The following is a 21,611-nucleotide window of genomic DNA, read 5'->3' as shown; positions in this document are numbered from 1 at the left end:
GGATGGCCAGGGAAGAGGGGCGCAAGCTCATCGCGCAGAACAAGAAGGCGCGGCACGACTACCTCATCGAGGACACCTACGAGGCGGGCCTGGTCCTCCAGGGCACCGAGGTGAAGTCGCTGCGTCAGGGGCGCGCGTCCCTCGTCGACGGGTTCGTCGACATCGACGGCCACGAGGCCTGGCTGCACGGCGTGCACATCCCGGAGTACGCCAACGGCACGTGGACCAACCACGCCGCCCGCCGCAAGCGCAAGCTGCTCCTCAACCGGGTCGAGATCGACAAGATCGAGCGCCGGGTCAACGAGAAGGGCCTCACGGTCGTCCCGCTGTCCCTCTACTTCAAGGACGGCCGGGCCAAGGTCGAGATCGCGCTCGCCAAGGGCAAGAAGTCGTGGGACAAGCGCGCCGCGCTCGCCGAGCGCCAGGCCAACCGCGAGACCGAGCAGGCCGTCGGACGCCGGCTCAAGGGCATGAGTGACTGAGGCGGACGCCCCCGCCGTACGCCGCTTCTGGGAGTCGCTCGGGCTGCCCGGCCTCGTCGACGTGCACGTGCACTTCCTGCCGCCGAACATCCAGCGCGCGGTCTACGCCGTCTTCGACGCGGCCGGCCCGAAGATCGGCCGGGAGTGGCCGATCCGCTACCGGCAGGACCACGCCGAGCGGGTCGAGCTCCTGCGCGCGATGGGGATCCGGCACTTCCCGACGCTGCCCTACGCCCACAAGCCCGGCGTCGCGGAGTACCTCAACGACTGGGCGGCCGGCTTCGCCCGCGACGTGCCGGAGTCGCTGTGGTCGGCGACGTTCTTCCCCGAGCCCGAGGCGGCGTCGTACGTCGGAGAGCGGATCGCCGCGGGCGTCGAGATCTTCAAGGTGCACCTGCAGGTGGGGGAGTTCCACGCCGACGACCCGCTCCTCGACGGCGTCTGGGGCGCGCTCGAGGACGCCGGGACGCCGATCGTGGTGCACGCCGGCTCCGGTCCCGTCGGCAACGAGTTCACCGGTCCCGCCTCGACCGAGCGACTCCTGCGCCGCTTCCCGCGGCTGCGGCTGGTGATCGCGCACATGGGCGCGCCGGAGTGCGCGGACTTCCTCGCCCTCGCCGAGCGGTACGACGAGGTGCGCCTCGACACCACGATGGTCTTCACCGACTTCTTCCCGCCCTACCCCGACGAGCTCGTGCCGCGGGTCCGCGACCTCGGCCTCGCCGGCAAGGTGCTGCTCGGCAGCGACTTCCCGACCATCCCCTACCCCTACGCCCACCAGCTGGAGGGGCTGGCCCGGCTCGACCTCGGCGACGACTGGCTGCGCGCGGTCTGCTGGGACAACGGGCACGCGCTCCTGGGGCGGGACCGATGATCTTCGTCGTCCAGCAGCACCAGGCCACGACGCTGCACTGGGACCTGCGGCTCGAGGTCGACGGCGTGCTGGTGTCCTGGGCGGTGCCGAAGGAGCCGTCGACCGACCCGCACATCAAGCGGCTGGCCGTCCACGTCGACGACCACGAGCTCGCGCACGCCGACTACGAGGACGACCACAAGTCGACCTGGGACCGCGGGACCTACGACAACCTGACCGAGCCCGACGCCGCGACCGCGATCGAGGCGGGCCACATCAAGGTCGACCTGCACGGCGAGCGGCTCACCGGCATCTTCGCGCTGACCCGCACCGCGATGCACGGCAACCCGCGCAACTGGATCCTCGTGAAGGTCTCCGCCCCTCAGGTCTGAGCCGCAGCGACCGATAACCAGGACGTGCTCGACCGCGTCCTCGTCCCCCTGGTCATCGCCTCGGCGATCACCGGGGTCGGAGTCGTGGGCGGCGATGTCGTGCGCTGGCACCTCGCGTCGTCGGCGGCCGACCAGCAGGCGGTCGTCGCCCCGGCGCCCTCGATCGCGCCCTTCACGCCCGAGCCCGCCCCGGTCCGGCAGGGTGCGACCCTGCACCTGAGCCCGACCCCCGCCGCGCCGTCCGCCGGTACCCCGAGCGCACCCGTCGCCGGCCAGCCGGTGGTCGTGCCCCGGACCGCCGCCCGCGTGGGGTCGACGCCCGCGTCGACACCCAGCCCGACCGCCCCCGCCGGCCCGGCCACGATCGCGATCACCCAGGCGAACCTCTACCAGGGCATGTCCGCCACGTCCTTCGCGCAGGACCTCGCGGCCGTCGTCTCCACACAGCCCGACTTCGTCACGCTCAACGAGGCCGGCCACCGCACCGACACCCAGATCCGGCCGGCGGGCTACACCTCCTACCGCGCGACCGGGTCGCCCTACCTCGCCGAGACGCCCGTGCTCTGGCGCACCGACCGGTGGACCGCGGTCGACGAGGGCAGCCGCTGGCTGACGACCCGCAAGGTGAAGTGGGGCGAGCGAGCGGTCAACTGGGTCACCCTGCGCAACGCCGCCGGCCAGGTCGTCACCGTCGTCTCCGCCCACCCCGCTCCGACGCTGCGGCGTACGGCGGGCCTGCTGCCGATCTTCGTCGCCGGCCTCGCCGACCTCGTCCACGAGCTCGAGACGAGCGGCCCGGTGCTCGTCGGCGGCGACTTCAACGCCGGCTACCACGGCCCGCTCTGGCCGGGCACCGGTCTCGCGGCCGCCGGGCTGACCTCGACGTACGACACCTTCGGCGTCCCGGCGGGCGGCACCGGCGACCACGGCGGCAACACCATCGACTACGTCTTCCACACCGCGGGGATCACGCCGACCGCCCAGTCGACCCGCGAGCTGGCCTCCGACCACGACGCGGTCCTCGCCACCTTCTCGCTCGGCTGACCGGCACCTCGACCGAGGACCTTCGACCCTGACCGCTCCGCGGCGCGAGGCGTGGACTGGTGTCGTGCTCGAGACCACCGTCCGCTCCGAGCGGGCCACTCCCTACCGGTCCTGGGTCGTCGCCTGCGCGATGGCCGAGACGGTCGGGATGACGGCCGCGGCGGGAGCGGCGGTGCTGGCCGACGGGATGGCGGCAGCGGCGGCCCTGGCCGTCGTCGTGGCGGGCGGGCTGGTGGAGGGAGTGGCCCTGGGTGTCGCCCAGGGCGCCGTCCTCGGCCGCATCGCCCCCGGCCTGTCCCGAGCGCGCTACCTGGCGGTGACGGTGCTCGTCGCCGGGCTGGGCTGGGCCGCGGCGTCGGCGCCGTCGGCCGTCGGTGGAGGCGAAGCCGAGCAGCCTCCGATGCTGCTCGTCGTCCTCGGGGCAGCGGCCCTGGGACTGGTGCTGGGCCCGGTGCTCGGCGCGGCCCAGGCGACCGCCCTGCGGGGCGTCGTCCGGCATCCCCGACGGTGGACGGTCGCCAACGCCGCGGCCTGGCCCGTGGTCATGGCGGTGATCTTCGTCGGTGCCACCGCACCCGACGCGAGCTGGCCGACGTGGACGGTGCTCGCGACCGGGACGGCGACCGGTGTCGTCGCGGGCGGTGTGCTCGGTGGCCTGACCGCACCCTTCCTGCCCAGCCTCTCCGGACCGTCCGTGTCGAGCCGCTGGATGCTCCGCCGGCTCGCGTCGCGGCACCCGGCGGGCCTGCAGGGCTCCCTTGTCGGCCTCGCGGTGCGCGGCCGGACGTCGGGCCGGACCTTCCGCTTCCCCGTGCAGTACGCCCTGGCTCCGGGCGGTCTGGTGCTCGTCCCCGGCCGCCCCGAGCGCAAGACCTGGTGGCGCAACCTCGACCGCGTCGCGACCTCGGTCGAGGTGCTGCGCGAGGGTGTCTGGGCGCCCGCGACGGCGCGGCTGGTGGAGCCCGGCGACGTCGACTACGCGGGCGCGCTCGCGGCGTACGTCGAGCGCTGGCCGGACGCCTCGGTCACCGAGGGACAGCCCCTGGTCCTCCTCCGGGTGGGGGCAGATCGAGCGGATCGGTAGACGGGAACGCTCCCATGGCCTGATGCTCGTGCGGTGACCACCACGACCGGGCCGGGTCTCCTCGGGCGCGACGCCGAGATCCGTGCGTTGACCGACCTGCTCGCGGCGATCGGCACCGACGCGCCGGGCGTCGGCCTGCTCGGTGAGCCCGGGTCCGGCAAGACCGCGCTCCTCGGCCACGTCGAGGAGCAGGCCCGCGAGCTCGGCTGGACGGTCCTGGCCTCGCGCGGGACCGGCTCGGAGGCGCACCTGCCCTACGCCGCCCTCCACCAGCTCCTGCGTCCCGTCCTGGGTGGGGTCGACCAGCTGCCCCGGCAGCAGGGGGAGGCGCTGCTGGCCTGCTTCGCGATGGGCGGGGCGATCGAGGTCAACCCGTTCTTCACGTCCCTCGCCGCGCTCGAGCTGCTGGTCGACGCCGCCGCCGACGTCCCGGTCCTGCTCAGCCTCGACGACCTCGACCGGATGGACCAGCCCTCGCTCGACGTGCTCGGCTTCGTGGTCCGCCGGATCCTGGGGGAGCGGGTCGTCGTGGTCGCGACCTCCGGAGCGCTCGTCCCGGAGCTGGGCGACCCGCGCTCGATGTCCTGGACGACGCTCGCGGGGCTGGACGACGCCACCTCGTTGGAGCTGCTCCACACGCGGGCGCCCCAGCTGTCCGCGTCGCTGGCCGAGCGGATCGTCCGGCAGGCCGGCGGCAACCCGCTCGCGCTCGCGGAGTTCGCCACCTCGCTCTCCGACGGGCGGCAGTCCTGGGCCGAGCTCGACGAGGACCTGCCGATGACCGCGCGCCTGGAGGGTGCCTTCGCCACCCGGGCCGACGAGCTCGACCCCGTGGCCCGCGCCGTCCTCGACGTCGCCGCGGTCGACGATGGCGACGACCTCACCGAGGTGCTCGCGGCGGCCACGCTCCTGCTGGGCGAGCCGGTCGACGCCGACGCCGCCCACCGCGCCGAGGGACTCGGGCTGCTCGCGGTCGTCGGCGACCACTACCGGATCGCCACGCCGCTCATCGGCTCCGCGCTGCGGCAGAGCATGTCGCGGCACCAGCGGTACGCCGCGCACGCGGCCCTTGCCGAGGTGCTCGCCGCCGACCACGACCGGGCCGTGTGGCACCGCGCGGCCGCCGTACCGGGGCGGGACGAGCAGGTCGCCGCCGAGCTCGAGGCCGCCGCCGCCGACGCTCGGCGCCGCGGCGCGGTGACGACGGCCGTGGTCTGGCTCGAGCGCGCCGCCGCGCTCAGCCCCGAGCCCGAGTCCCGGGCCTCCCGGCTGCTCAGCGCGGCCGAGCTCGCCTACGAGCTCGGCCGGCACGCACAGGTCGAGGACCTGAAGGCGCGGGTGGCCGGCACGACGCTGCACGCCCGTGACCGGTCGCGGCTGACCTGGCTCGACGGCGCCTTCCACGACGGTGCGTCCAGCGAGCCGTCCGAGATCCGGCGGATCGTCGGCCTCGCCCGCGCCGCGACCCGCGAGGGCGACCCCGACCTCGCCGTCCAGCTGCTCTTCGGCGCCGCCCGCCGGGTCTGGTGGCGCGACCCGGGCCCCGAGGTCCGCGCCGAGATCGTCGCCGCCGTGGGCCAGGTCCCGCTCCCGCCGCACGACCCGCGGATGCTGGCCGTCCTCGGCCTCGCCGAGTCCTTCGAGCAGACTGCGACGATCGTCGCGGACCTCGGCCGGTGGCCCGCCGACGCCGACGGCCGGCCCGACCTGGCCGGGCTCCTCGGCATCGCCGCCTTCTGCGTGGGCGACTTCGACCGCGCCGACACCTTCCTCACCACCGCGATCCACGAGCTGCGCGCCCAGGGTCGCCTCAGCCTGCTGGCGGAGGCGCTCGCCATCCGGTCGTGGGCCGAGATCAACCTCGGCGTCTTCGATCCCGCTCGGTCGGCCGACGAGGCCGTGCGGCTCGGCGACGAGACGGGGCAGGCCGTGTGGGCCGCCACCGCCCGGGCCGCGGTCGCGCTGTCCGACGCGGTCGCGGGCCGCTTCGACGCCCGCCACGTGCTGCTCGCCGAGGCCGAGCAGACCGCGGTGCAGCTGCCCAACGCGAGCTCCTCGCTGCTGGCCGGCGTGCAGATGACGCGAGCCCTGGCCGAGCTCGGCGCCGACCGGCCCGAGCAGGCGTACGGCGAGCTGCACCGCACGTTCGACCCGGCGGACCCGTCGTACCAACGCGTGCAGCAGCTGTGGACCATCGGCTACCTCGCAGACGCGGGCGTCCGCACCGGCCGTCGCGAGCCGGTGCGCGACCTGGTCGCCGCCTGCGCCGAGCTGGCCGGTCCGGTGCCGGCGCTCGGCTCCGCGATCTCGCTGGAGTACGCCGCCGCGGTGCTCGCCGACGACGCGTCCGCCGAGGCGCTCTTCGCGGCCGCCCTCGACGGCGCCGCCCGGCCCTATCCGTGGCACCGGGCCCGGCTCCAGCTCGCGCTGGGCGAGTGGCTGCGCCGACAGCGCCGCGTGGTCGAGTCCCGGGAGCCGTTGCGCGCCGCGCGGGGGGCCTTCGCCGCTCTCGGCGCCGCGTCGTGGGCGGACCGGGCCGACCAGGAGCTGCGGGCGACCGGCGAGGTCGGCTGGGGTCCGTCGGCCAGCCCGCGCGAGGCGCTCTCCGCGCAGGAGGCGACGATCGCCGAGCTCGCCGCGCAGGGGCTGTCCAACCGCGAGATCGGCCAGCGGCTCTTCCTCTCGCACCGGACGGTCGGCTCGCACCTCTACCGGATCTTCCCGAAGCTCGGGATCACCAGCCGCAGCCAGCTGGCGGCCGCGATCAGCCCACGCTCTCCGCAGCCGCGAGCACCGTTGCCGTGACCGCCTCCGGGCGCGACACCATGACGGCGTGCGACGAGGTCGTGCTGCTGATGGTGGCGCCGGCCCGTTCGGCCATCCACCGCTGACCGGCGGGCGGGATCGCGTTGTCCTCCTCGGCGACCAGCGCCCAGCAGGGGAGCGACCGCCACGCCGGGTCGGCGGCCGCGGTCCCGCCGAAGGCGGAGAGCGACAGCGGCCGTTGGGTCAGGTACATCAGCCGGCTGCGGGCCGCGCCGACGTCGGCGGCGAAGACCGTCGCGAAGTCGTCCTCGGTGATGTAGAGGTCGCCGTCCTGCTCACCGAAGGGCCGCACCACCGTGGTGTCGGGGCCGAGCAGGCCGCCCGGGTAGGTCTCGGGGTCGAGCACCGTCGCGATCGACTCGCCCTCGTCGAGGGCGTACGCCGCCACGAAGACGAGCGCCCGGACGTTGTCGGCGCCGCGCGCGGCCTCGCCGATCACGGCGCCGCCGTAGGAGTGCCCGACGAGCACGACGGGTCCCTCGATCGTCGCGAGCACCGAGCGGACCTGGTCGGCGTCGGCGGTCAGCCCGCGGAGCTGGTTGGGGACCGCGAGGACCGGGAAGCCGCGGCCGTCGAGGTCGGCGAGCGTGCTCGACCAGCCGCTGGAGTCGGCGAAGGCGCCGTGGACGAAGACGAGGGTGGGGCGCGTGCTCATGGCAGTTCCTTTCGGGGGCGTTCAGAGGGTGGGCACCAGGCCGCCGTCGATGGTGACGCCGGCTCCGGTGAGGTTGGGCCACCGGCCGCTGGCGAGGACCACGGCGAGGTCCGCGACCTCCTCGGGTCGGGTGAAGCGACCGGTCGCGCTCGCGCCGGCCGCGCCCTGCTGCACGGCGGCCGGGTCCTGGCCCGTGGCCGCGCCGACCACGTCCGCGACCCCGCCGGCGCCGAGCCAGAGGTCGGTCGCCACGGGACCCGGGTTGATGCTGTTGGCGCGGACGCCGCGGGCGCCGTACTCCTGCGCGATCGCCTTGGTCAGGCTCACCTGGGCCGCCTTCGCCGCCGAGTAATCGACGACGAGCGGGTCGGGGAGGGCCGCGTTGACCGAGCCGATGGTGACGATGCTGCCGCCGCCGCGGGCGACCATCACCGGCAGTGCGGCGCGCAGCGTGCGCACGTGGGAGAGCAGGTCGAGCCCGAGCGTCTGCTCCCACATCTCGTCGGTGACGGAGGTGAAGCCGTCGGGTCGCGGGTGCACGAAGCCGACGTTGTCGACGAGTGCGCCGAGGTCGGGTCCGGCGGCCGCGACGAGCTCGGCCGGCCCGTCCGGGCTCGCGAGGTCGACGACGACGATCTCGACGCCGTCCTCGGCGAGTGCGGTCAGGTCGTCGGTCGCCGTCCGCGACCCCGCGACGACGCGGGCGCCCTCGCGGACGAAGGCCCGCACGGTCGCCAGCCCGATGCCGCGACCGGCGCCGGTGACGACGACGGTGGTTCCAGTGAGTCCGAGGTCCATGCCGACGACGCTAGGGGCGCGGGTCGGGCGGCCTCTTCGGTCAGATGACTGAAGCCGACTGCGTCGTCGCGGGGCCACGATGGATCCACTCACCTGATCTCACCCGTACCTCGATGGAGGAACCATGACCGACACCGGACGACCCGTCGTCTTCATCCACGGCCTCTGGCTGCACGCGACCTCGTGGCAGCCGTGGGTCGAGCTCTTCGATCGGGCCGGGTACGCCGCGACCGCGCCCGGTTGGCCCGGCGACGCCGAGACCGTCGAGGGCTCCCGCGCCAACCCCGATGCCATCGCCGACCACGGCATCGACGACGTGGTCGAGCACTACCTCGCCTACTTCGAGACCCTGCCCGAGAAGCCGATCCTGGTCGGCCACTCCTTCGGCGGCATGATCTCGGAGAAGCTGCTCGGCATGGACGCGGCCGCCGGTGCCATCGCCATCGACGCCGCCCAGATCAAGGGCGTGCTGCCGCTCCCGCTCTCCGCGCTGCGCGCGACGCTGCCGGTCTTCAAGAACCCCGCCAACAAGCACCACGCGGTCTCGCTGACCGCCGAGCAGTTCCGCTACAGCTTCGGCAACGCGGTCTCCGAGGAGGAGTCCGACCGGCTCTTCGAGCAGTGGACGATCCCGGCCCCGGGCAAGCCCCTCTTCGAGGCCGCGGCCGCCAACTTCTCGCTGCACTCACCGGCCAAGGTCGCCACCGACAACGAGGACCGCGGCCCCCTGCTGCTCATCATGGGCGGCCAGGACCACACCGTGCCCGAGGCGGTCACCAAGGCCACGCTCAAGCAGTACCGCCACTCCGGCGCCGTCACCGAGCTCCTCGAGTTCGAGGACCGCGGCCACTCGCTGACCATCGACAGCGGCTGGGAGGAGGTCGCCACCTCCTGCCTGGAGTGGCTGGAGAAGCAGGGCCTGCGCGCCGGCGCCTGAAACATGTGACCCCGATACTGGCTCCGTGGACCCCTGGAGCCAGATCGCGGCCGAGCGTCGCTCCCTCGCCGACCTGCTCGACGGCCTGACTGCGGCGCAGTGGGCGACGCCCAGTCTCTGCGGTGCGTGGACGGTCAAGGAGGTCGCGGTGCACCTCACCAGCGGCCCCTCGACCTCGGCGCTCACCCTCCTCAAGGCGATCGCCGCCGGCCGGGGGAGCTTCGACCGCGCCAACCAGCTGCTCGTGCGCTGGCGGGCGGACGCGGAGCCGGAGCAGGTGACCGCCTGGCTGCGTGAGTACGCCGACCACCGGTTCACGCCGCCCACGATGGACTGGCACGCCCCGCTCACCGACCTGCGGATCCACACCCAGGACATGCTCGTCCCGCTGGGGCTCGACGCGGCCGCGTCGCTCGAGCCCTGGCGGGACGTGCTGGACTTCCTGGTCTCGTCGGCCGCCCGCCGCGGCTTCGTCCCGAAGGGCCGGCCCGGTCTCGCGGTCACCGCCACCGACCTGGACTGGTCGCACGGCAGCGGCGAGCGCGTCGCGGGCCCGGCGCGGGCGCTGGCGATGGCGCTCAGCGGGCGCAGCGCCCTGCTCGACCAGCTCGACGGCGACGGCGTACCCGCGCTGCGGGCCTGGTGCGGGAATCCCTGATGCCGTCGCTCCGTTGTGACCCGTAGACTGGAGTCACAACTCAAGAGGGGCTGATCGGTTTCGACTTGGGACGTTAGTTCCAGGGGAAGCGGGTCGAGAAGCCAGCGTCATCTCGTAAACGTTCGCTGGAAACCTATAACTGCCAACGCTAAGCGCAGTTCCTTCGCTCTCGCCGCCTGAGCGGTGATCGAAGCGTCTGACCGGGCATCCGTCTCCGTCCCGGACCCAGGCGTCATCTAGGAGACTTGCTGCTCACTCCGGGTCGCGGAGGGTGAGCGGGACTATTCCGTGACTGAGCCTGTCGGGGACGTGTCCGTGCGAGCCCCGGGGCCGAGAAAAGCGACATCACGGACTGCACCCGGAGAAGACCTGGTTCGACGCTCGAGGACCGGGGTTCGATTCCCCGCAGCTCCACGATGATCTCCTCGGAGATCCCGGACAGCCCGGACCCTCACGGGTCCGGGCTTCTCTGTTGGCACGCAGCGGCCGACCCGGTCGCGCCCTACCAGGGATGCGGGACCCCGTCGCGGAAGAAGCCCCCGGTCGGCCCGTCCTGGTCCAGGACGGCGGCCCAGACCACCGAGGCGGCTCCCTCGGGGACCGGACGCGCCCCCATCTCCGCCATGCCCGGCGCGGTCGCCGTCAGGCCCGGATCCACCGCGTTGACCCGCATGTCCGGGAGCTCGGCCGCGAGCTTGCGCGTCCAGGCGTTGGCGGCCGCCTTGGTCACGGCGTACGGCGTCATGGCCGGTCCACTGGACAGTCCGAACTGCTCGTCGCCGTGAGATCCGGACCCGCTCGTCACGGTGACGATGCGCGGGTTCGGCGACCGTCGCAGCGCCGGCACGAAGGCCCTCGTGACCAGCCACGGGCCGACGACGTTCGTGCGCCACGCGGCCTCGAGCTCGTCGAGGTCGGCGGTCAGCGCGGTGGCACCCCAGTCCGGGTAGGACGCCGCGTTGTTGACCAGGACGTCCAGGTCCGCGACCGCGGCCGCCGCGCCGTCGATCGACGCGGGGTCGGTGACGTCGAGCACCAGGGGCTCGCCGCCGACCTCGGTCGCCGCGGCCGCGGCCGCCTCGCGCGTGCGGGCGGTGACCCACACCCGCATCCCGCGCTCCGCCAGCTGGCGGGCGACCTCCTTGCCGATCCCTCGTCCGGCGCCGGTCACCAGTGCTGTCTCGATCATGGCTCTCCTCGGCCTCCTCCCCATGGAGCGCTATGGAACGCTCCGTCTCGTAAAAGTAGAACGAGACGGAGCGTCTCGCAAGTGGGTATGCTGGCACCGTGCCCTCCGGACGCCCGCGCAGTCTCGCCAGCCAGAAGGCGATCCTGGCCGCCACGGTCGAGCTGCTGGAGGAGGGCGGCTGGGGAGCCATGTCGGTGGAGGGGATAGCGGCCCGCGCCCGGGTGGGCAAGCAGACGATCTACCGCTGGTACGGCGGCGACCTCGGTCGCCTGGTCGTCGAGGCCTTCATCGGGGCCAGCGACGAGCGCCTGGAGCCACCCGACACCGGAAGCGTGCGGGAGGACCTCGTCGGCATCGTGGTCCCGGTGGCGCGTCGGAACCTGCGTCGCGATCGCGGCACCGCCCTCGCCAACCGGTCGCTGATGGCGCACGCCCAGGCCAACGACGAGTTCGCAGCGACCTACCGCACGCTGCACGAGCACTGGCGGGAGCCCATGCTCGAAGCCGTGCGTCGAGGGATCCGCCGCGGGGAGCTGCGGGAGGATGTCGACCCGCACCTCCTCGTCGATCTCCTGCTCGGCCTGCAGTGGTATCGCCTGCTGGTCGGTCACCGACGGGTCACGGGCGCCCAGGCCGCCGCCAGCGTCGACACCGTGCTGGCCGGATCGATGGCGACGGGGTAGAGGCTCTGCCGGTTCGCCGGTCGGTCGGGCCCGTGGCACCATCCGTCACCGTGACCGACGAGAGCCCGACCACACCGACCGCCGAGGACGGACGCTGCTACCGCTCCGTCGTGGGCGACGCGGTCCCCGCGCTCGACCAGCGGCTGTCCGACGAGCTCGACCTCGTCAACGCCGCGGCCACGCGGGGCACGGCCGCCGCCCGGGAGCTGACGGTGCAGGTCCTCGACGACGACGGTGTGCTCGCCGCCGGCATGAGCGGGTGGACGTGGGGAGTGGCAGCGGGGATCGGCATGACGTGGGTGCGTGAGGACACCCGCGGCGCCGGCCTCGGCGCCCGGCTGCTCGCCGAGTTCGAGGCCGAGGCGCGACGGCGAGGGTGCACCCATGTCTTCGTCACCTCGTTCACCTTCCAGGCGCCGGGCTTCTACGAGCGACACGGCTACGTCGAGATCTTCCGCTGGGAGGACGTGCCGGTCGTCGGGTCGTCCGACGTGCACTTCCGCAAGGACCTCTGACCGGCGTACCGGCGTCCCCCAGATTCGGGATCACAGGAGAGCCACAGCGACATAGCCTGACGGCAGCGGCACGGGGGCGCTCGAACTGAGGGGTCTCCCATGCGTCCACTCCATCGCCGCCGGCTTCTCGCCGTCGCCGTCGTCACCGTCGTCACCGTCTCGGGCCTCGTCGTCGGGTCGCCGGCGTACGCCGCGCCCGGCAACACCGTCTGGACCTCGGGGCTCAACTCCGACGGCCAGCTCGGCAACGGCACCACCACCAACCGCACCGGCTTCGGGCAGATGCCGGGGCTGACCGATGTCGCCGACGTCGCGGGCGGTCGCGAGCACGCGCTCGCACTGCTCGACGACGGCACGGTCTACGCCTGGGGAGACGGGTCCATGGGCGCGACCGGGCAGGGCAACCTGACCGACCAGCGCAGCCCGGTGCAGGTCGCCGGGATCACCACCGCCGTGCAGATCACCACGGCCCACTACAGCTCCTACGCGCGGCTGGCCGACGGCACGGTCCGGTCGTGGGGCTACAACGCGACCGGGCAGCTGGGTGACGGCTCGACGACCACCCGCACGAGGCCGGTGACGGTCTCCGGGCTGTCCGGCGTCACGCAGATCGCGGCCGGCCGCGACATGGCGATGGCCCTGCTCGGCGACGGGACGGTCCGCACCTGGGGCCGTGGCACGGCCGGTGAGCTCGGCAACGGCACCAACGCCTCCCGTCGTACGACGCCCGGCCCGGTGAGCGGCCTGGCCGGGATGACCATCACCGAGCTCGCGGGCGGGCGCAACCACGTCCTCGCGCTGCGCAGCGACGGCCGGATCATGGCGTGGGGCGACAACACCTACGGCCAGGTCGGCGACGGCACCACGACCAACCGCAACACCCCGGTCCTGGTCAGCGGCATCACCAACGCCGTCTCCGTGCACGCGGGCGCGGAGTTCTCGGTCGCGCTGCTCGCCGACGGCACGGTGCGGACGTGGGGGCGCAACAACAACGGCCAGCTGTCCTCGGGCAACCGGACCAACCGCTCCACGCCGGGCGTGGCCAACGGCCTGTCCGGGATCACCGTCATCGGCGCGGGCCGCGACCACGCGCTCGCCGTCGGCGCCGGCGGGCAGCTCTACGGCTGGGGCCTGAACAACCTGGGTCAGCTCGGCGTCTCGGGCGGCACCCGCACGACCGCCGTCGCGATCAGCGGGATCAACCGCGTCGCCTCGGTCCACGGCGGCTACGGCTACTCGGTGATCATGCGGACACCTTGAGCCGGGTTCGCCGTTTCCCTCATCTGACGAGCCGATCCTCCCGATACTGCCGGGGTGAAGACTGCGCTTCTCGGGATCGCTGCGCTGCTGGCCGGCCTCGTCACGACCATCGGACCGTCGGTACCCGTGGCGACCGCCGCCCGGCCGCACCCGGCGCGCCTCGACGTCTCGCCGGGCGTGTACGTCGGAGGCCAGCGGCTCACCTGGACCGGCACCCTCGGCAGGCGCGGCGTACGCCCGCTGCAGCTGCAGTTCAACATGGGCAGCGTCGTCGGCGGCGTCTGGGACACCGTCGAGGGCTTCCACGCGAAGTCCCGCGCGGACGGCAGCTTCTCCTTCCACTACCAGGCGCCGAGCATGTTCGGGATCAGCTACCGCGTCGTCGGCGGCGGCCGGGCGACCCCGGCGCACACCTTCAGTGCGAAGACCCAGGACCTCACGATCGGCGTCACCGGCCAGGCGCTGAGCACCACCGGCCTGCCGGCGCTGGTCGCGGCCGGCGAGCCCTACGGGATCACGGTCGACACCACCCCCGACGACCTCGTCCGCGCCTCCGACTCGGCCGACCTCCCGGTCTTCCGCGGCCGCCACCTCACCCTCCAGAAGCGCGTGGGCAAGGCCGGGAGGTGGCGCACGGTCGCCCACGCGAAGGTGCGCAGCGACGGCTCGGGCCGCTTCACGGGTCTCCCCGGCCGCGCCGGCACCACGGTCTACCGGGTCCGCGCCGAGGACTACACCGTGCGCGGCAACCGGATCGGCTGGACCCAGTCCTTCCCGCTCTACGTGCTCGTCGGGCAGCACGCGCAGGAGTCGTACGCCGTCAGCCACCCGCCCGGCCGACGCGCATCGACGGCCGCCGCCCGGACGACGACGACCCCGCGACTGGGTGCCCAGCCGCAGACCGCCAGCCAGGCGCACGCGTGGTACCCGTCGGTCTTCGACTTCGCCTGGGAGTACGGCCAGTCCCTCTCCAGCCCGCCGTCGCGGGGCACGGACCTCCACGGCAGCTGGGTCGACCGCTCGACGGGCACCGGCCGGGTCGCGAAGTACAACGGCGGCCTCGACCTCGAGAGCAAGCGCTACTCCGGACCCGGCCCCGGCGACTTCGGCACCACCACGGCCACGATGACCGGCAACGCGATGACCTCCGGCCGCTGGGAGACCAGCCTGCGCATCCGCAACGCCTTCGAGCGCGGTGGGAACGCCTACCAGGTCCTCGCCGAGCTGGTCCCCGCCAAGGCGTCGGACTACGACTGCGGCGCCCACAACGTCACCATCGCGAGCATCTCGCCGTTCTCCCGGCAGGTGCACTACGGCGTCCGCTCCGGCCGGACCACCTGGTCCGGCACCGCGCGAGCGCGCTACACCCCGCTCGCCAACGCCTACAACGTCGCCGTCGAGGTCACCGGCGACCACCTCACCTGGTTTCTCAACGGCGCGGCCGTCGGCTCGGTCGTCGACCGCGACGCCGTCCCCGGCGTGCCGATGACCCTGCGGCTGTCGCTGCTGGGGGACGGCGACGAGGAGATGGACCAGACGAGCCTCATCTCCGACTGGCAGCGGGGCTTCCCGGCGTCGACCGGGCAGGCGACCGTCAGCAGCAAGCACCTGGCCTCGAAGCGCGTACCGGCCGCCTGCTGACCTGCTTGAATGCGGGGGTGGCAGGGGCGGGCGCGACCTACTCGGCGCGCACCGTCGTCCGCGGCGTGGCCGCCGTGGTCGCCCTGCTCAGCATCGCCGTCGGGATCCTGCTGACCGTCACCGTCGCCCAGTTCGTCGACGTGCAGGACCGGATCGAGGACGAGCTCAACCCGGCCCGGGTCGAGCTCGGCGGCGTCCTCGCGCTCTACGTCGACCAGGAGACCGGCGAGCGCGGCTTCATCCTGACCGGGCGCGACGAGTTCCTCGCGCCGTACGACGCCGCCGGACCTCAGATCGACGAGGACCTCGCGCTGCTGCGTGAGCAGGTGTCCCCGTCGGTGTGGCGGCTGGTGCAGGTCATGGACGCCGCGCACGAGCAGTGGCTCCGACAGGCCGTCCGACCGGAGCTGGCCGCCGCCCGCAGCGGCGACCTCGGCCGGGCCTCCGACCTGGTCGCCACCGGCACCGGCCGTGAGCTCTTCGACCAGGTCCGCGCCGCCCACGCGGCGGCGGACAACCAGATCGCGGCCGAGCAGCTCGCGGCGACCCACCGCGCCGACAGCCTGCTCCGGCGGCTCTCCTTCCTGCTCGCCCTGACCGTGCTCGCCTTCCTCGGCACCACCCTGCTCGGCGCGGCGGCGTTCAACCGCACCCTGCTCCGGGCGCTCGCGGTGCTCGGCCGGCAGAGTCGTGCGGTGGCCGGCGGTCGCCTCGACCAGTCGGTCAGTGCGACCGGCCCGCGCGAGGTGGTCGAGGTCGGCGACGACGTCGACACCATGCGCCGCCACCTGCTCGACGAGCTCGACGAGCTCGACGCCTCGCGACGCGCGGCCGAGGCGCTCGAGCTGGGCGAGCCCGCGGTGGCCGCCCTCCAGGCCGCGCTCGCACCGCGCCCGCTGCGCCGCCAGGACCTGGCGGTCGCGGGTGACATCGCCTCCGCGGAGGGAGTGCTGGCCGGCGACTTCCTCGACGTCGTCGAGCTGGACGAGCACCGCGTGGCCGTGGTGCTCGGCGACGTGTCCGGTCACGGGCCGGCGGCAGCGCTGGTCGGGCTCCGGCTCAAGATCGCGATCGAGACGGCGCTGGACCGCGGGCACCTCGCGGACGTCGCGGCGGTGGCCCGCGGCCTGCTGGACGAGACGCCGGAGACCTTCGTGACCCTGGTCGTCGCGATCGTCGACCTCGAGACGCAGACCCTCTCCTACGTCAACGCCGGCCACCCGCCGCCGCTGCTCGGGGCGACCCTCCTCGATCCCACCGGACCGCTGGTCAGCGCCGTCCTCGACGACGCGACCTGGGAGGTCCGCGAGGTCCCGTTCGGCCCCGGCGACCTCCTCATCGCCTTCTCCGACGGCGTCCTGGAGGCTCGCGACGACGCGGGCCGGGAGTTCGGCGACGCGGGCGTGCGCGACGCCGTACGACGCGCCGGCACGCTCCCGGTCGACGACCTCGTCCGGGCCGTCCGCTCGGAGGTGCGCGACCACGAGCACGCCACCCGCGACGACGTCACGATCCTCGCCGTCCGCCCGGGGTAGGCGGCGGCCGCGCACGGTCGGCGAGGTTCGGCGGCGGGGCCTGGGGCAGACTGCCCCGCATGTCGTCCACGTCTCGGGTGGTCCTGTTCGTCGCGCTCCTGGCGCTCACCCTCGGTCTCGGCTCGCCGGCCGGTGCCGCGGAGCCGGCGCCGACGACGCTCGCCGTCGGGGCGACCCGGGCGTACGCCGGGGCGCACAGCACCGTCACCGTGACGCTCACCGATGCGGGCGGCCAGCCGGTCGCCGGCGCCGAGGTCCGGCTCGAGAGGCCGGCGGACGGTGTCGACCAGGTCCAGGTCGTCACCACCGGCGACGACGGCACGGCCGCCACCGAGCTCACCGCCGACCGGGATCCCGACCTCAACCACGTCTCCGCGTCGTACGCCGGCGACGAGACGCACGCCGCCGCCTCCGACGAGACCACGATGCCGCTGGCGAAGCGGTCGAGCACCCTCCGCCTCACCGGCCCGCACCGCGTCGTCGACGAGCAGAAGGTCACCCTCGTGGTGCGCTGGCGGGCCGGCAACGACGACCCGGTCGCCGGACCGGTGCGCCTCTTCCGCAAGGTGCCCCAGGGCTGGCGGCTCGCCCGGACCGTCCGCACCGGCGGCGACGGGACCGCCCGGGTCACGCTGCGGCCGCGCACCGACACCCGCTGGCAGGCTCGCGCGGCCGACCTGCCCTGGGTCCGCGGCGACCGCAGCGCGGTGCACCGCATCGACAACCGACCGCCGGGGACGCCGGTGCGGCTCCCGAAGGCCGCCCCGCGCCCGCGCCGTAGCCTCCCCGCACAGTCGCACGCCGTCGGCACCGGCGCGCACCTCGTGGTCAGCCGGATCCCGGCCCGGATCTGGCGGCAGATGACCGGGATCTCCTGGCACCGGGGCTGCCCGGTCGGCCGCAGCCAGCTGCGCCTGGTCCGCGTCAACTACTGGGACTACAGCGGCTACCGCCGCCGCGGCGAGCTGGTCGCCAACGCCGACGCCGCCCGCGCGATGGGCGGCGCGCTCGCCGAGATGTACCGGCGGGACCTCCCGATCCGCGCGATGTACCGGGTCGACCGGTTCGGCTGGGGCGCCCGCTCCCGGGGTGGCGACGACTACGCGTCGATGGCCGCCGGCAACACCTCGGCGTTCAACTGCCGCGACGTCACCGGCCGCCCGGGCACGCGCTCGCCGCACTCGTGGGGACGCTCGCTCGACGTCAACACCTGGGAGAACCCCTACCGCTCCGCCCAGGGCACGGTGCCCAACACCTGGTGGCAGTCGCACTCGCACCCGCGCGTGGCCTGGCGGTCCTCCACCCACGCCGTGGTCGAGGTGATGGCGCGCCACGGCCTGCGCTGGACCTACGGCCTCGGCGACACCCAGCACTTCGACTACGTCGGCAGCTACGCCCGCGCCGCGGTCGCTCCCGATCGCTGCCGCCGCTACTGCGACTGAGGTCCCCACACCGGAACGTGTCGCGTGTCCTGAATCAGAAGTTCGTGTGCGCTTCGCGCACACATCGCACGCACCTCGCTGCGTTGCCGTCGCTCGCTGGACGACCGGGTAGAGCTTCGCTCCGGCGCCTTGCGATGCACACACGCTGAGCACGCGCAGTGCGCATGAACTTCCGACTCAGGACACTAGGGTGCCGCCATGGTCGCGTTCCTCATCGCCGGCGTCATCCTCGGCGTGCTCGCGCGGGTGCTGCGGCACGGCCCGGACGACCCGGCGCCGCTGCTGACGGTCCTGGTCGGCGTCGTCGGCGCCGTGATCGGGGGAGTGGGCATGAACCTCGTGCTCTCCGACCCCTGGTCCGGCCTCACCGCGTGGAGCTTCACGGCCGCGTGCCTCCTGCCCTTCGTGCTGCTCGGCCTCCTCCAGGGCGGCGTGGGGCGCCGGGCGTGAGCTGCGTCTTCTGCGACATCGTCGCCGGCGACGTGCCGGCCGACGTCGTCCTCGACGAGCCCGACGTGGTCGCTTTCCTGGACCGTCGCCCGGTCTTCAAGGGGCACGTCCTGCTGGTCCCGCGCGAGCACGTGGTGACGCTGCCCGACCTGCCGGCAGCGCTCCGCGACCCCTTCCTCGAGGCCGCGCAGCGGCTCGCCACCGCGGTCGTCGACGGACTCGGCGCCCAGGGCAGCTTCGTGGCCATGAACAACGTGGTCAGCCAGTCGGTGGCCCACCTGCACCTCCACGTCGTGCCCCGGACCAAGGGCGACGGGCTGCGCGGCTTCTTCTGGCCGCGCACGTCGTACGCCGAGGGCGAGAGCGCGGAGTACGCCGACCGCCTCCGGGCCGTGCTGTGACCTGCCCTACTGTGGGGTAGCCACTACCAGCACGAGCACCGACACGAGAACGGGAGCAGCATCGATGGGTCGTTATGACGGGCGGATCGTCGTCGTCACCGGAGCAGCGCGCGGGATCGGCTTCGGCACCGCGACGCGGTTCGCCGAGGAGGGCGCCTCGGTGGCGATCCTCGACCTCGACGAGTCCCAGGCGGCCGAGGCAGCGGGCAGGCTGCCGCTGACCGACGGCGCGACGGCGATCGGGATCGGCTGCGACGTCAGCGACGCCGCCTCCGCCGAGGCCGCGGTCGAGCGGGTCGTCTCCGAGCTCGGCGGCATCCACGTGCTGGTCAACAACGCCGGCATCACCCGCGACAACCTGCTCTTCAAGATGACCGACGACGACTGGGACCTCGTCATGAACGTCCACCTCCGCGGTGCGTTCCTGATGACCCGGGCCGCGCAGAAGCACTTCGTCGCCCAGAAGTACGGCAAGATCCTCAACCTCTCGAGCGTCTCCGCGCTCGGCAACCGCGGCCAGGCCAACTACTCCGCGGCCAAGATGGGGATCCAGGGCTTCACCCGCACCCTCGGCATCGAGCTCGGCCCCTTCGGCGTCAACGCCAATGCGATCGCCCCCGGCTTCATCGCCACCGAGATGACCGACGCGACCGCCGCCCGGCTCGGCATCGACATCGACGACTTCCGCAAGATGAACGCCGAGGCCAACCCCGTGCGTCGCGTGGGCTACCCCGAGGACATCGCGGCCGCGGCCGCGTTCCTGTGCAGCGACGAGGCGTCGTACGTCACCGGCCAGACGCTGTACGTCGACGGCGGCGCCAAGCTCGGGTAGCGCACCCGCGTCAGGAGGCGCGCCCGGATTCACGGGCGCGCCTCCCCACGTGCGACCATCGCGGCTGCACACTGGAAGTCGACCAAGTCACATGAGTTTCACGAAACGGAGCGATGTCGTGCGCCGTGCCCACCTGCGGTACCCCCGATCTCTGGCAGCTGTCCTCGTCGCCTCGAGCCTCGTGCTCGCCGGCTGCGGCGGCGGTTCCGACTCCTCCGACGACCAGACGCCCGCGGCGCAGAGCGTCGCCGGCGGCGACGAGATCGCCTCGGACTGGCCGCTCACGGGGCTGCCGGTCACCGGCGACGAGAGCGCGAGCCAGACCCACCCGGTGCTGGTGACCAAGATCGACAACACCGAGGCGAGCTCGCCGCAGGCCGGCCTCGGCGAGGCCGACCTCGTCGTCGAGGAGCTGGTCGAGGGCGGCCTGACCCGGCTCGCGGCGTTCTTCTACTCCCAGCTGCCCGAGCGGGTCGGCCCGGTGCGGTCGATGCGCGCCAGCGACGTCGGGATCGTCTCTCCGGTCGACGCCTCGGTCGTGACCAGCGGCGCGGCCTTCAAGACCATCCAGATCATCAAGGCCGCCGGCATCACCTACTACCCCGAGGGGTCGGCCGGCCTCTCGCGCGACACCACGCGCAGCGCGCCGTACAACGTCTTCGCGAACCTCCAGACGGTCGCGAAGACCGCCGAGACGGACGCCGCGCGTCCGGCCGACTACCTGCCGTGGGGCTCGGACGACGACTTCCCGGACGGCCAGGCGGCCACCAAGATCGCGGCCTCCTTCGGCGGCGGTCACACCACCAACTGGACCTACAACGGCAAGACCTACACCAACGACGACTCCAACGCCGCGCCGGACGACCAGTTCCCGGCCGACACGGTGCTCGTGCTGCGCGTGCAGGTCGGTGACGCCGGCTACCTCGACCCGGCCGGCAACCCGGTGCCCGAGACCAAGCTCGTGGGCAAGGGCCAGGCGATGATCTTCCACGGCGGCAAGCTGGTCCGCGGCACCTGGTCCAAGTCCGACCTCGACTCGCCGATCTCGCTGTCCACGAAGGCCGGCAAGCTGACGGTGCCCGCCGGCCACACCTGGATCGAGCTGGTCCCGGCCGCCAACGGCAACGTCACCTACACGAAGTAGGGCTCACTCCTCGACGGGCTCCTCCGCGAGCGCGTCGACGACCGGCAGCTCCACGCCGGTCTCGGCGAGCACGCGGAAGCCCTCGAGGATGAAGCCGATCGCGATCTCGACGTTCGCGGCCGCCTGGACGGGGTCGGGCGCGCTCGAGACGGACTCGCCGGCCGACGACATCGCGCCGAAGAAGATCCGGGCGAAGGTCTGCTGCAGGTCCTTGTCGAGGTCCCACTCGCCGGCCTCGAGCACGGAGCTGACGATGTCGAGCACGTTGGCGAAGGTCGAGCGCTCCTCCTGCTCGCGGTAGCGCTCGTAGCCGAGGACCGAGGGGCCCTCCTGGATCACGATCCGGCGGTAGCGGGCCTCCTGGACCACCTCGAGGAAGGCGCGGAGGCCGGCGATGGCCTTCTCCCACGGGTCCTTCTTGCCCTTGAGCGCCTTCTGGATGGCGCGTGAGGCGTCGCCCTCGACCCGCTCGAAGACCGCCTCGAAGAGCGCCTGCTTGCCGCTGAAGTGGTGGTAGAGCGCGCCCTTGGTGACCCGCGCGCCGGCCACGATCGTGTCCAGCGAGGTCGCGGCGTACCCGTTGTCGGTGAAGAGCTGCTCGGCCACGTCGACCAGCGCCCGCTTCGTCGAGGCGGAGTACTGCTGGCGGCGGCTCGCTCCCGGGACCGGGACGCCGCGGGGCACCAGCTTGGACACCGAGGGCTTGCTCACGCCTTTGCTCATCAGGGGGCGAGCCTAATACCGACCGTCGGTACGGGTGACTCGGATCACCGGGGGGTTTCTTGCATAC

General features: G+C 73.4%; 22 protein-coding genes and 1 other RNA gene. 19 read left to right on the top strand and 4 right to left on the bottom strand.

The genetic code is table 11. From position 1 onward, the window contains the following. The first annotated feature begins 2 nt into the window (after positions 1-2). The 6 genes from smpB to K8U61_RS25360 all read left to right on the top strand — a co-directional run bounded on the left by smpB (position 3) and on the right by K8U61_RS25360 (position 6,660). Positions 3-482 carry an SsrA-binding protein SmpB gene (smpB, locus tag K8U61_RS04840; RefSeq protein ID WP_224121827.1) on the top strand — a complete coding sequence of 160 codons (480 nt, stop codon included), beginning with the start codon at positions 3-5 and terminating at the stop codon, positions 480-482. Further along, positions 475-1,356 (top strand): amidohydrolase family protein, encoded by an 882-nt coding sequence (locus tag K8U61_RS04835; RefSeq protein ID WP_224121826.1) that lies wholly within the window; start codon positions 475-477, stop codon positions 1,354-1,356. The genes smpB and K8U61_RS04835 overlap by 8 nt, the downstream gene beginning before the upstream one ends. Beyond that, on the top strand, positions 1,353-1,727 hold the full coding sequence (locus tag K8U61_RS04830) for a DNA polymerase ligase N-terminal domain-containing protein (RefSeq protein ID WP_224121825.1): 375 nt from the start codon (positions 1,353-1,355) through the stop codon (positions 1,725-1,727). Before K8U61_RS04835 ends, K8U61_RS04830 begins: the two co-directional genes overlap by 4 nt. Before the next feature lie 24 nt (positions 1,728-1,751). Continuing rightward, positions 1,752-2,771 (top strand): endonuclease/exonuclease/phosphatase family protein, encoded by a 1,020-nt coding sequence (locus K8U61_RS04825; protein WP_224121824.1) that lies wholly within the window; start codon positions 1,752-1,754, stop codon positions 2,769-2,771. A gap of 64 nt (positions 2,772-2,835) precedes the next feature. Then, a complete protein-coding gene (locus K8U61_RS04820) occupies positions 2,836-3,855 on the top strand; it encodes a PNPOx family protein (RefSeq protein ID WP_224121933.1) in 1,020 nt (339 codons plus the stop codon). Between the two features lie 33 nt (positions 3,856-3,888). Beyond that, positions 3,889-6,660, top strand: a complete 2,772-nt coding sequence (locus K8U61_RS25360) for an ATP-binding protein (RefSeq protein ID WP_224121823.1) — start codon at positions 3,889-3,891, stop codon at positions 6,658-6,660. On the opposite strand, the gene K8U61_RS04810 is transcribed toward K8U61_RS25360, so the two are convergent. Together K8U61_RS04810 and K8U61_RS04805 are read right to left on the bottom strand one after the other, a co-directional pair. After that, positions 6,620-7,336, bottom strand: coding sequence for an alpha/beta fold hydrolase (locus K8U61_RS04810; protein ID WP_224121822.1), 717 nt, complete (start codon positions 7,334-7,336; stop codon positions 6,620-6,622). The genes K8U61_RS25360 and K8U61_RS04810 overlap by 41 nt on opposite strands. A gap of 21 nt (positions 7,337-7,357) precedes the next feature. Further along, positions 7,358-8,134: an SDR family NAD(P)-dependent oxidoreductase gene (locus K8U61_RS04805; protein ID WP_224121821.1), complete on the bottom strand. Its 777-nt coding sequence runs from the start codon at positions 8,132-8,134 to the stop codon at positions 7,358-7,360. Positions 8,135-8,258: 124 nt separating this feature from the next. On the opposite strand from K8U61_RS04805, the gene K8U61_RS04800 reads away from it, so the two are divergent. From K8U61_RS04800 to ssrA, 3 genes are all read left to right on the top strand, one after another. Next, positions 8,259-9,071, top strand: coding sequence for an alpha/beta hydrolase (locus K8U61_RS04800; RefSeq protein ID WP_224121820.1), 813 nt, complete (start codon positions 8,259-8,261; stop codon positions 9,069-9,071). 25 nt (positions 9,072-9,096) lie between these two features. Then, positions 9,097-9,729, top strand: a complete 633-nt coding sequence (locus K8U61_RS04795) for a maleylpyruvate isomerase family mycothiol-dependent enzyme (RefSeq protein WP_224121819.1) — start codon at positions 9,097-9,099, stop codon at positions 9,727-9,729. Between the two features lie 46 nt (positions 9,730-9,775). Then, positions 9,776-10,146: a transfer-messenger RNA gene (ssrA, locus tag K8U61_RS04790) on the top strand. An 85-nt stretch (positions 10,147-10,231) separates the two neighbouring features. On the opposite strand, the gene K8U61_RS04785 is transcribed toward ssrA, so the two are convergent. Continuing rightward, a complete protein-coding gene (locus K8U61_RS04785) occupies positions 10,232-10,918 on the bottom strand; it encodes an SDR family NAD(P)-dependent oxidoreductase (RefSeq protein WP_224121818.1) in 687 nt (228 codons plus the stop codon). 98 nt (positions 10,919-11,016) lie between these two features. On the opposite strand from K8U61_RS04785, the gene K8U61_RS04780 reads away from it, so the two are divergent. From K8U61_RS04780 to K8U61_RS04735, 10 genes are all read left to right on the top strand, one after another. Beyond that, positions 11,017-11,601 carry a TetR/AcrR family transcriptional regulator gene (locus tag K8U61_RS04780; protein WP_224121817.1) on the top strand — a complete coding sequence of 195 codons (585 nt, stop codon included), beginning with the start codon at positions 11,017-11,019 and terminating at the stop codon, positions 11,599-11,601. 50 nt (positions 11,602-11,651) lie between these two features. Beyond that, a complete protein-coding gene (locus tag K8U61_RS04775) occupies positions 11,652-12,116 on the top strand; it encodes a GNAT family N-acetyltransferase (RefSeq protein WP_224121816.1) in 465 nt (154 codons plus the stop codon). 99 nt (positions 12,117-12,215) lie between these two features. Continuing rightward, entirely contained in the window at positions 12,216-13,376 is a 1,161-nt protein-coding gene (locus K8U61_RS04770) for an RCC1-like domain-containing protein (RefSeq protein ID WP_224121815.1), read from the top strand. A 54-nt stretch (positions 13,377-13,430) separates the two neighbouring features. Beyond that, a complete protein-coding gene (locus K8U61_RS04765) occupies positions 13,431-15,017 on the top strand; it encodes a LamG domain-containing protein (protein WP_224121814.1) in 1,587 nt (528 codons plus the stop codon). Between the two features lie 17 nt (positions 15,018-15,034). Further along, the gene (locus tag K8U61_RS04760; protein ID WP_224121813.1) at positions 15,035-16,552 is read left to right on the top strand and encodes a PP2C family protein-serine/threonine phosphatase; all 1,518 of its coding nucleotides are present in this window, start codon (positions 15,035-15,037) and stop codon (positions 16,550-16,552) included. Between the two features lie 59 nt (positions 16,553-16,611). Next, positions 16,612-17,994 (top strand): invasin domain 3-containing protein, encoded by a 1,383-nt coding sequence (locus tag K8U61_RS04755; protein ID WP_224121812.1) that lies wholly within the window; start codon positions 16,612-16,614, stop codon positions 17,992-17,994. 198 nt (positions 17,995-18,192) lie between these two features. After that, positions 18,193-18,444, top strand: a complete 252-nt coding sequence (locus K8U61_RS04750; RefSeq protein WP_224121811.1) for a hypothetical protein — start codon at positions 18,193-18,195, stop codon at positions 18,442-18,444. Beyond that, positions 18,441-18,845 carry an HIT family protein gene (locus K8U61_RS04745; protein WP_224121810.1) on the top strand — a complete coding sequence of 135 codons (405 nt, stop codon included), beginning with the start codon at positions 18,441-18,443 and terminating at the stop codon, positions 18,843-18,845. Before K8U61_RS04750 ends, K8U61_RS04745 begins: the two co-directional genes overlap by 4 nt. A 64-nt stretch (positions 18,846-18,909) precedes the next feature. Next, positions 18,910-19,677 (top strand): SDR family NAD(P)-dependent oxidoreductase, encoded by a 768-nt coding sequence (locus K8U61_RS04740; RefSeq protein WP_224121809.1) that lies wholly within the window; start codon positions 18,910-18,912, stop codon positions 19,675-19,677. A gap of 118 nt (positions 19,678-19,795) precedes the next feature. Further along, positions 19,796-20,821 carry a DUF3048 domain-containing protein gene (locus K8U61_RS04735; RefSeq protein WP_224121808.1) on the top strand — a complete coding sequence of 342 codons (1,026 nt, stop codon included), beginning with the start codon at positions 19,796-19,798 and terminating at the stop codon, positions 20,819-20,821. Positions 20,822-20,824: 3 nt separating this feature from the next. On the opposite strand, the gene K8U61_RS04730 is transcribed toward K8U61_RS04735, so the two are convergent. Beyond that, complete coding sequence (locus tag K8U61_RS04730; protein ID WP_224121807.1) at positions 20,825-21,544, bottom strand: TetR/AcrR family transcriptional regulator; 720 nt, start codon at positions 21,542-21,544, stop codon at positions 20,825-20,827. Positions 21,545-21,611 lie beyond the last annotated feature (67 nt).

It is taken from the genome of Nocardioides mangrovi (assembly GCF_020073815.1).
Taxonomy (GTDB): domain Bacteria; phylum Actinomycetota; class Actinomycetes; order Propionibacteriales; family Nocardioidaceae; genus Nocardioides; species Nocardioides mangrovi.
This window is presented reverse-complemented; position numbering and strand designations above follow the sequence as displayed.

What these genes read in the sequence shown, in the direction of transcription:
- K8U61_RS04800 (WP_224121820.1), top strand. Translation starts at nt 8,259, where the DNA reads ATGACCGACACCGGACGACCCGTCGTCTTCATCCACGGCCTCTGGCTG.
- smpB (WP_224121827.1), top strand. Translation starts at nt 3, where the DNA reads ATGGCCAGGGAAGAGGGGCGCAAGCTCATCGCGCAGAACAAGAAGGCG.
- K8U61_RS04770 (WP_224121815.1), top strand. Translation starts at nt 12,216, where the DNA reads ATGCGTCCACTCCATCGCCGCCGGCTTCTCGCCGTCGCCGTCGTCACC.
- K8U61_RS04730 (WP_224121807.1), bottom strand. Translation starts at nt 21,544, where the DNA reads ATGAGCAAAGGCGTGAGCAAGCCCTCGGTGTCCAAGCTGGTGCCCCGC.
- K8U61_RS04805 (WP_224121821.1), bottom strand. Translation starts at nt 8,134, where the DNA reads ATGGACCTCGGACTCACTGGAACCACCGTCGTCGTCACCGGCGCCGGT.
- K8U61_RS04785 (WP_224121818.1), bottom strand. Translation starts at nt 10,918, where the DNA reads ATGATCGAGACAGCACTGGTGACCGGCGCCGGACGAGGGATCGGCAAG.
- K8U61_RS04810 (WP_224121822.1), bottom strand. Translation starts at nt 7,336, where the DNA reads ATGAGCACGCGCCCCACCCTCGTCTTCGTCCACGGCGCCTTCGCCGAC.
- K8U61_RS04755 (WP_224121812.1), top strand. Translation starts at nt 16,612, where the DNA reads ATGTCGTCCACGTCTCGGGTGGTCCTGTTCGTCGCGCTCCTGGCGCTC.
- K8U61_RS04750 (WP_224121811.1), top strand. Translation starts at nt 18,193, where the DNA reads ATGGTCGCGTTCCTCATCGCCGGCGTCATCCTCGGCGTGCTCGCGCGG.
- K8U61_RS04830 (WP_224121825.1), top strand. Translation starts at nt 1,353, where the DNA reads ATGATCTTCGTCGTCCAGCAGCACCAGGCCACGACGCTGCACTGGGAC.
- K8U61_RS04740 (WP_224121809.1), top strand. Translation starts at nt 18,910, where the DNA reads ATGGGTCGTTATGACGGGCGGATCGTCGTCGTCACCGGAGCAGCGCGC.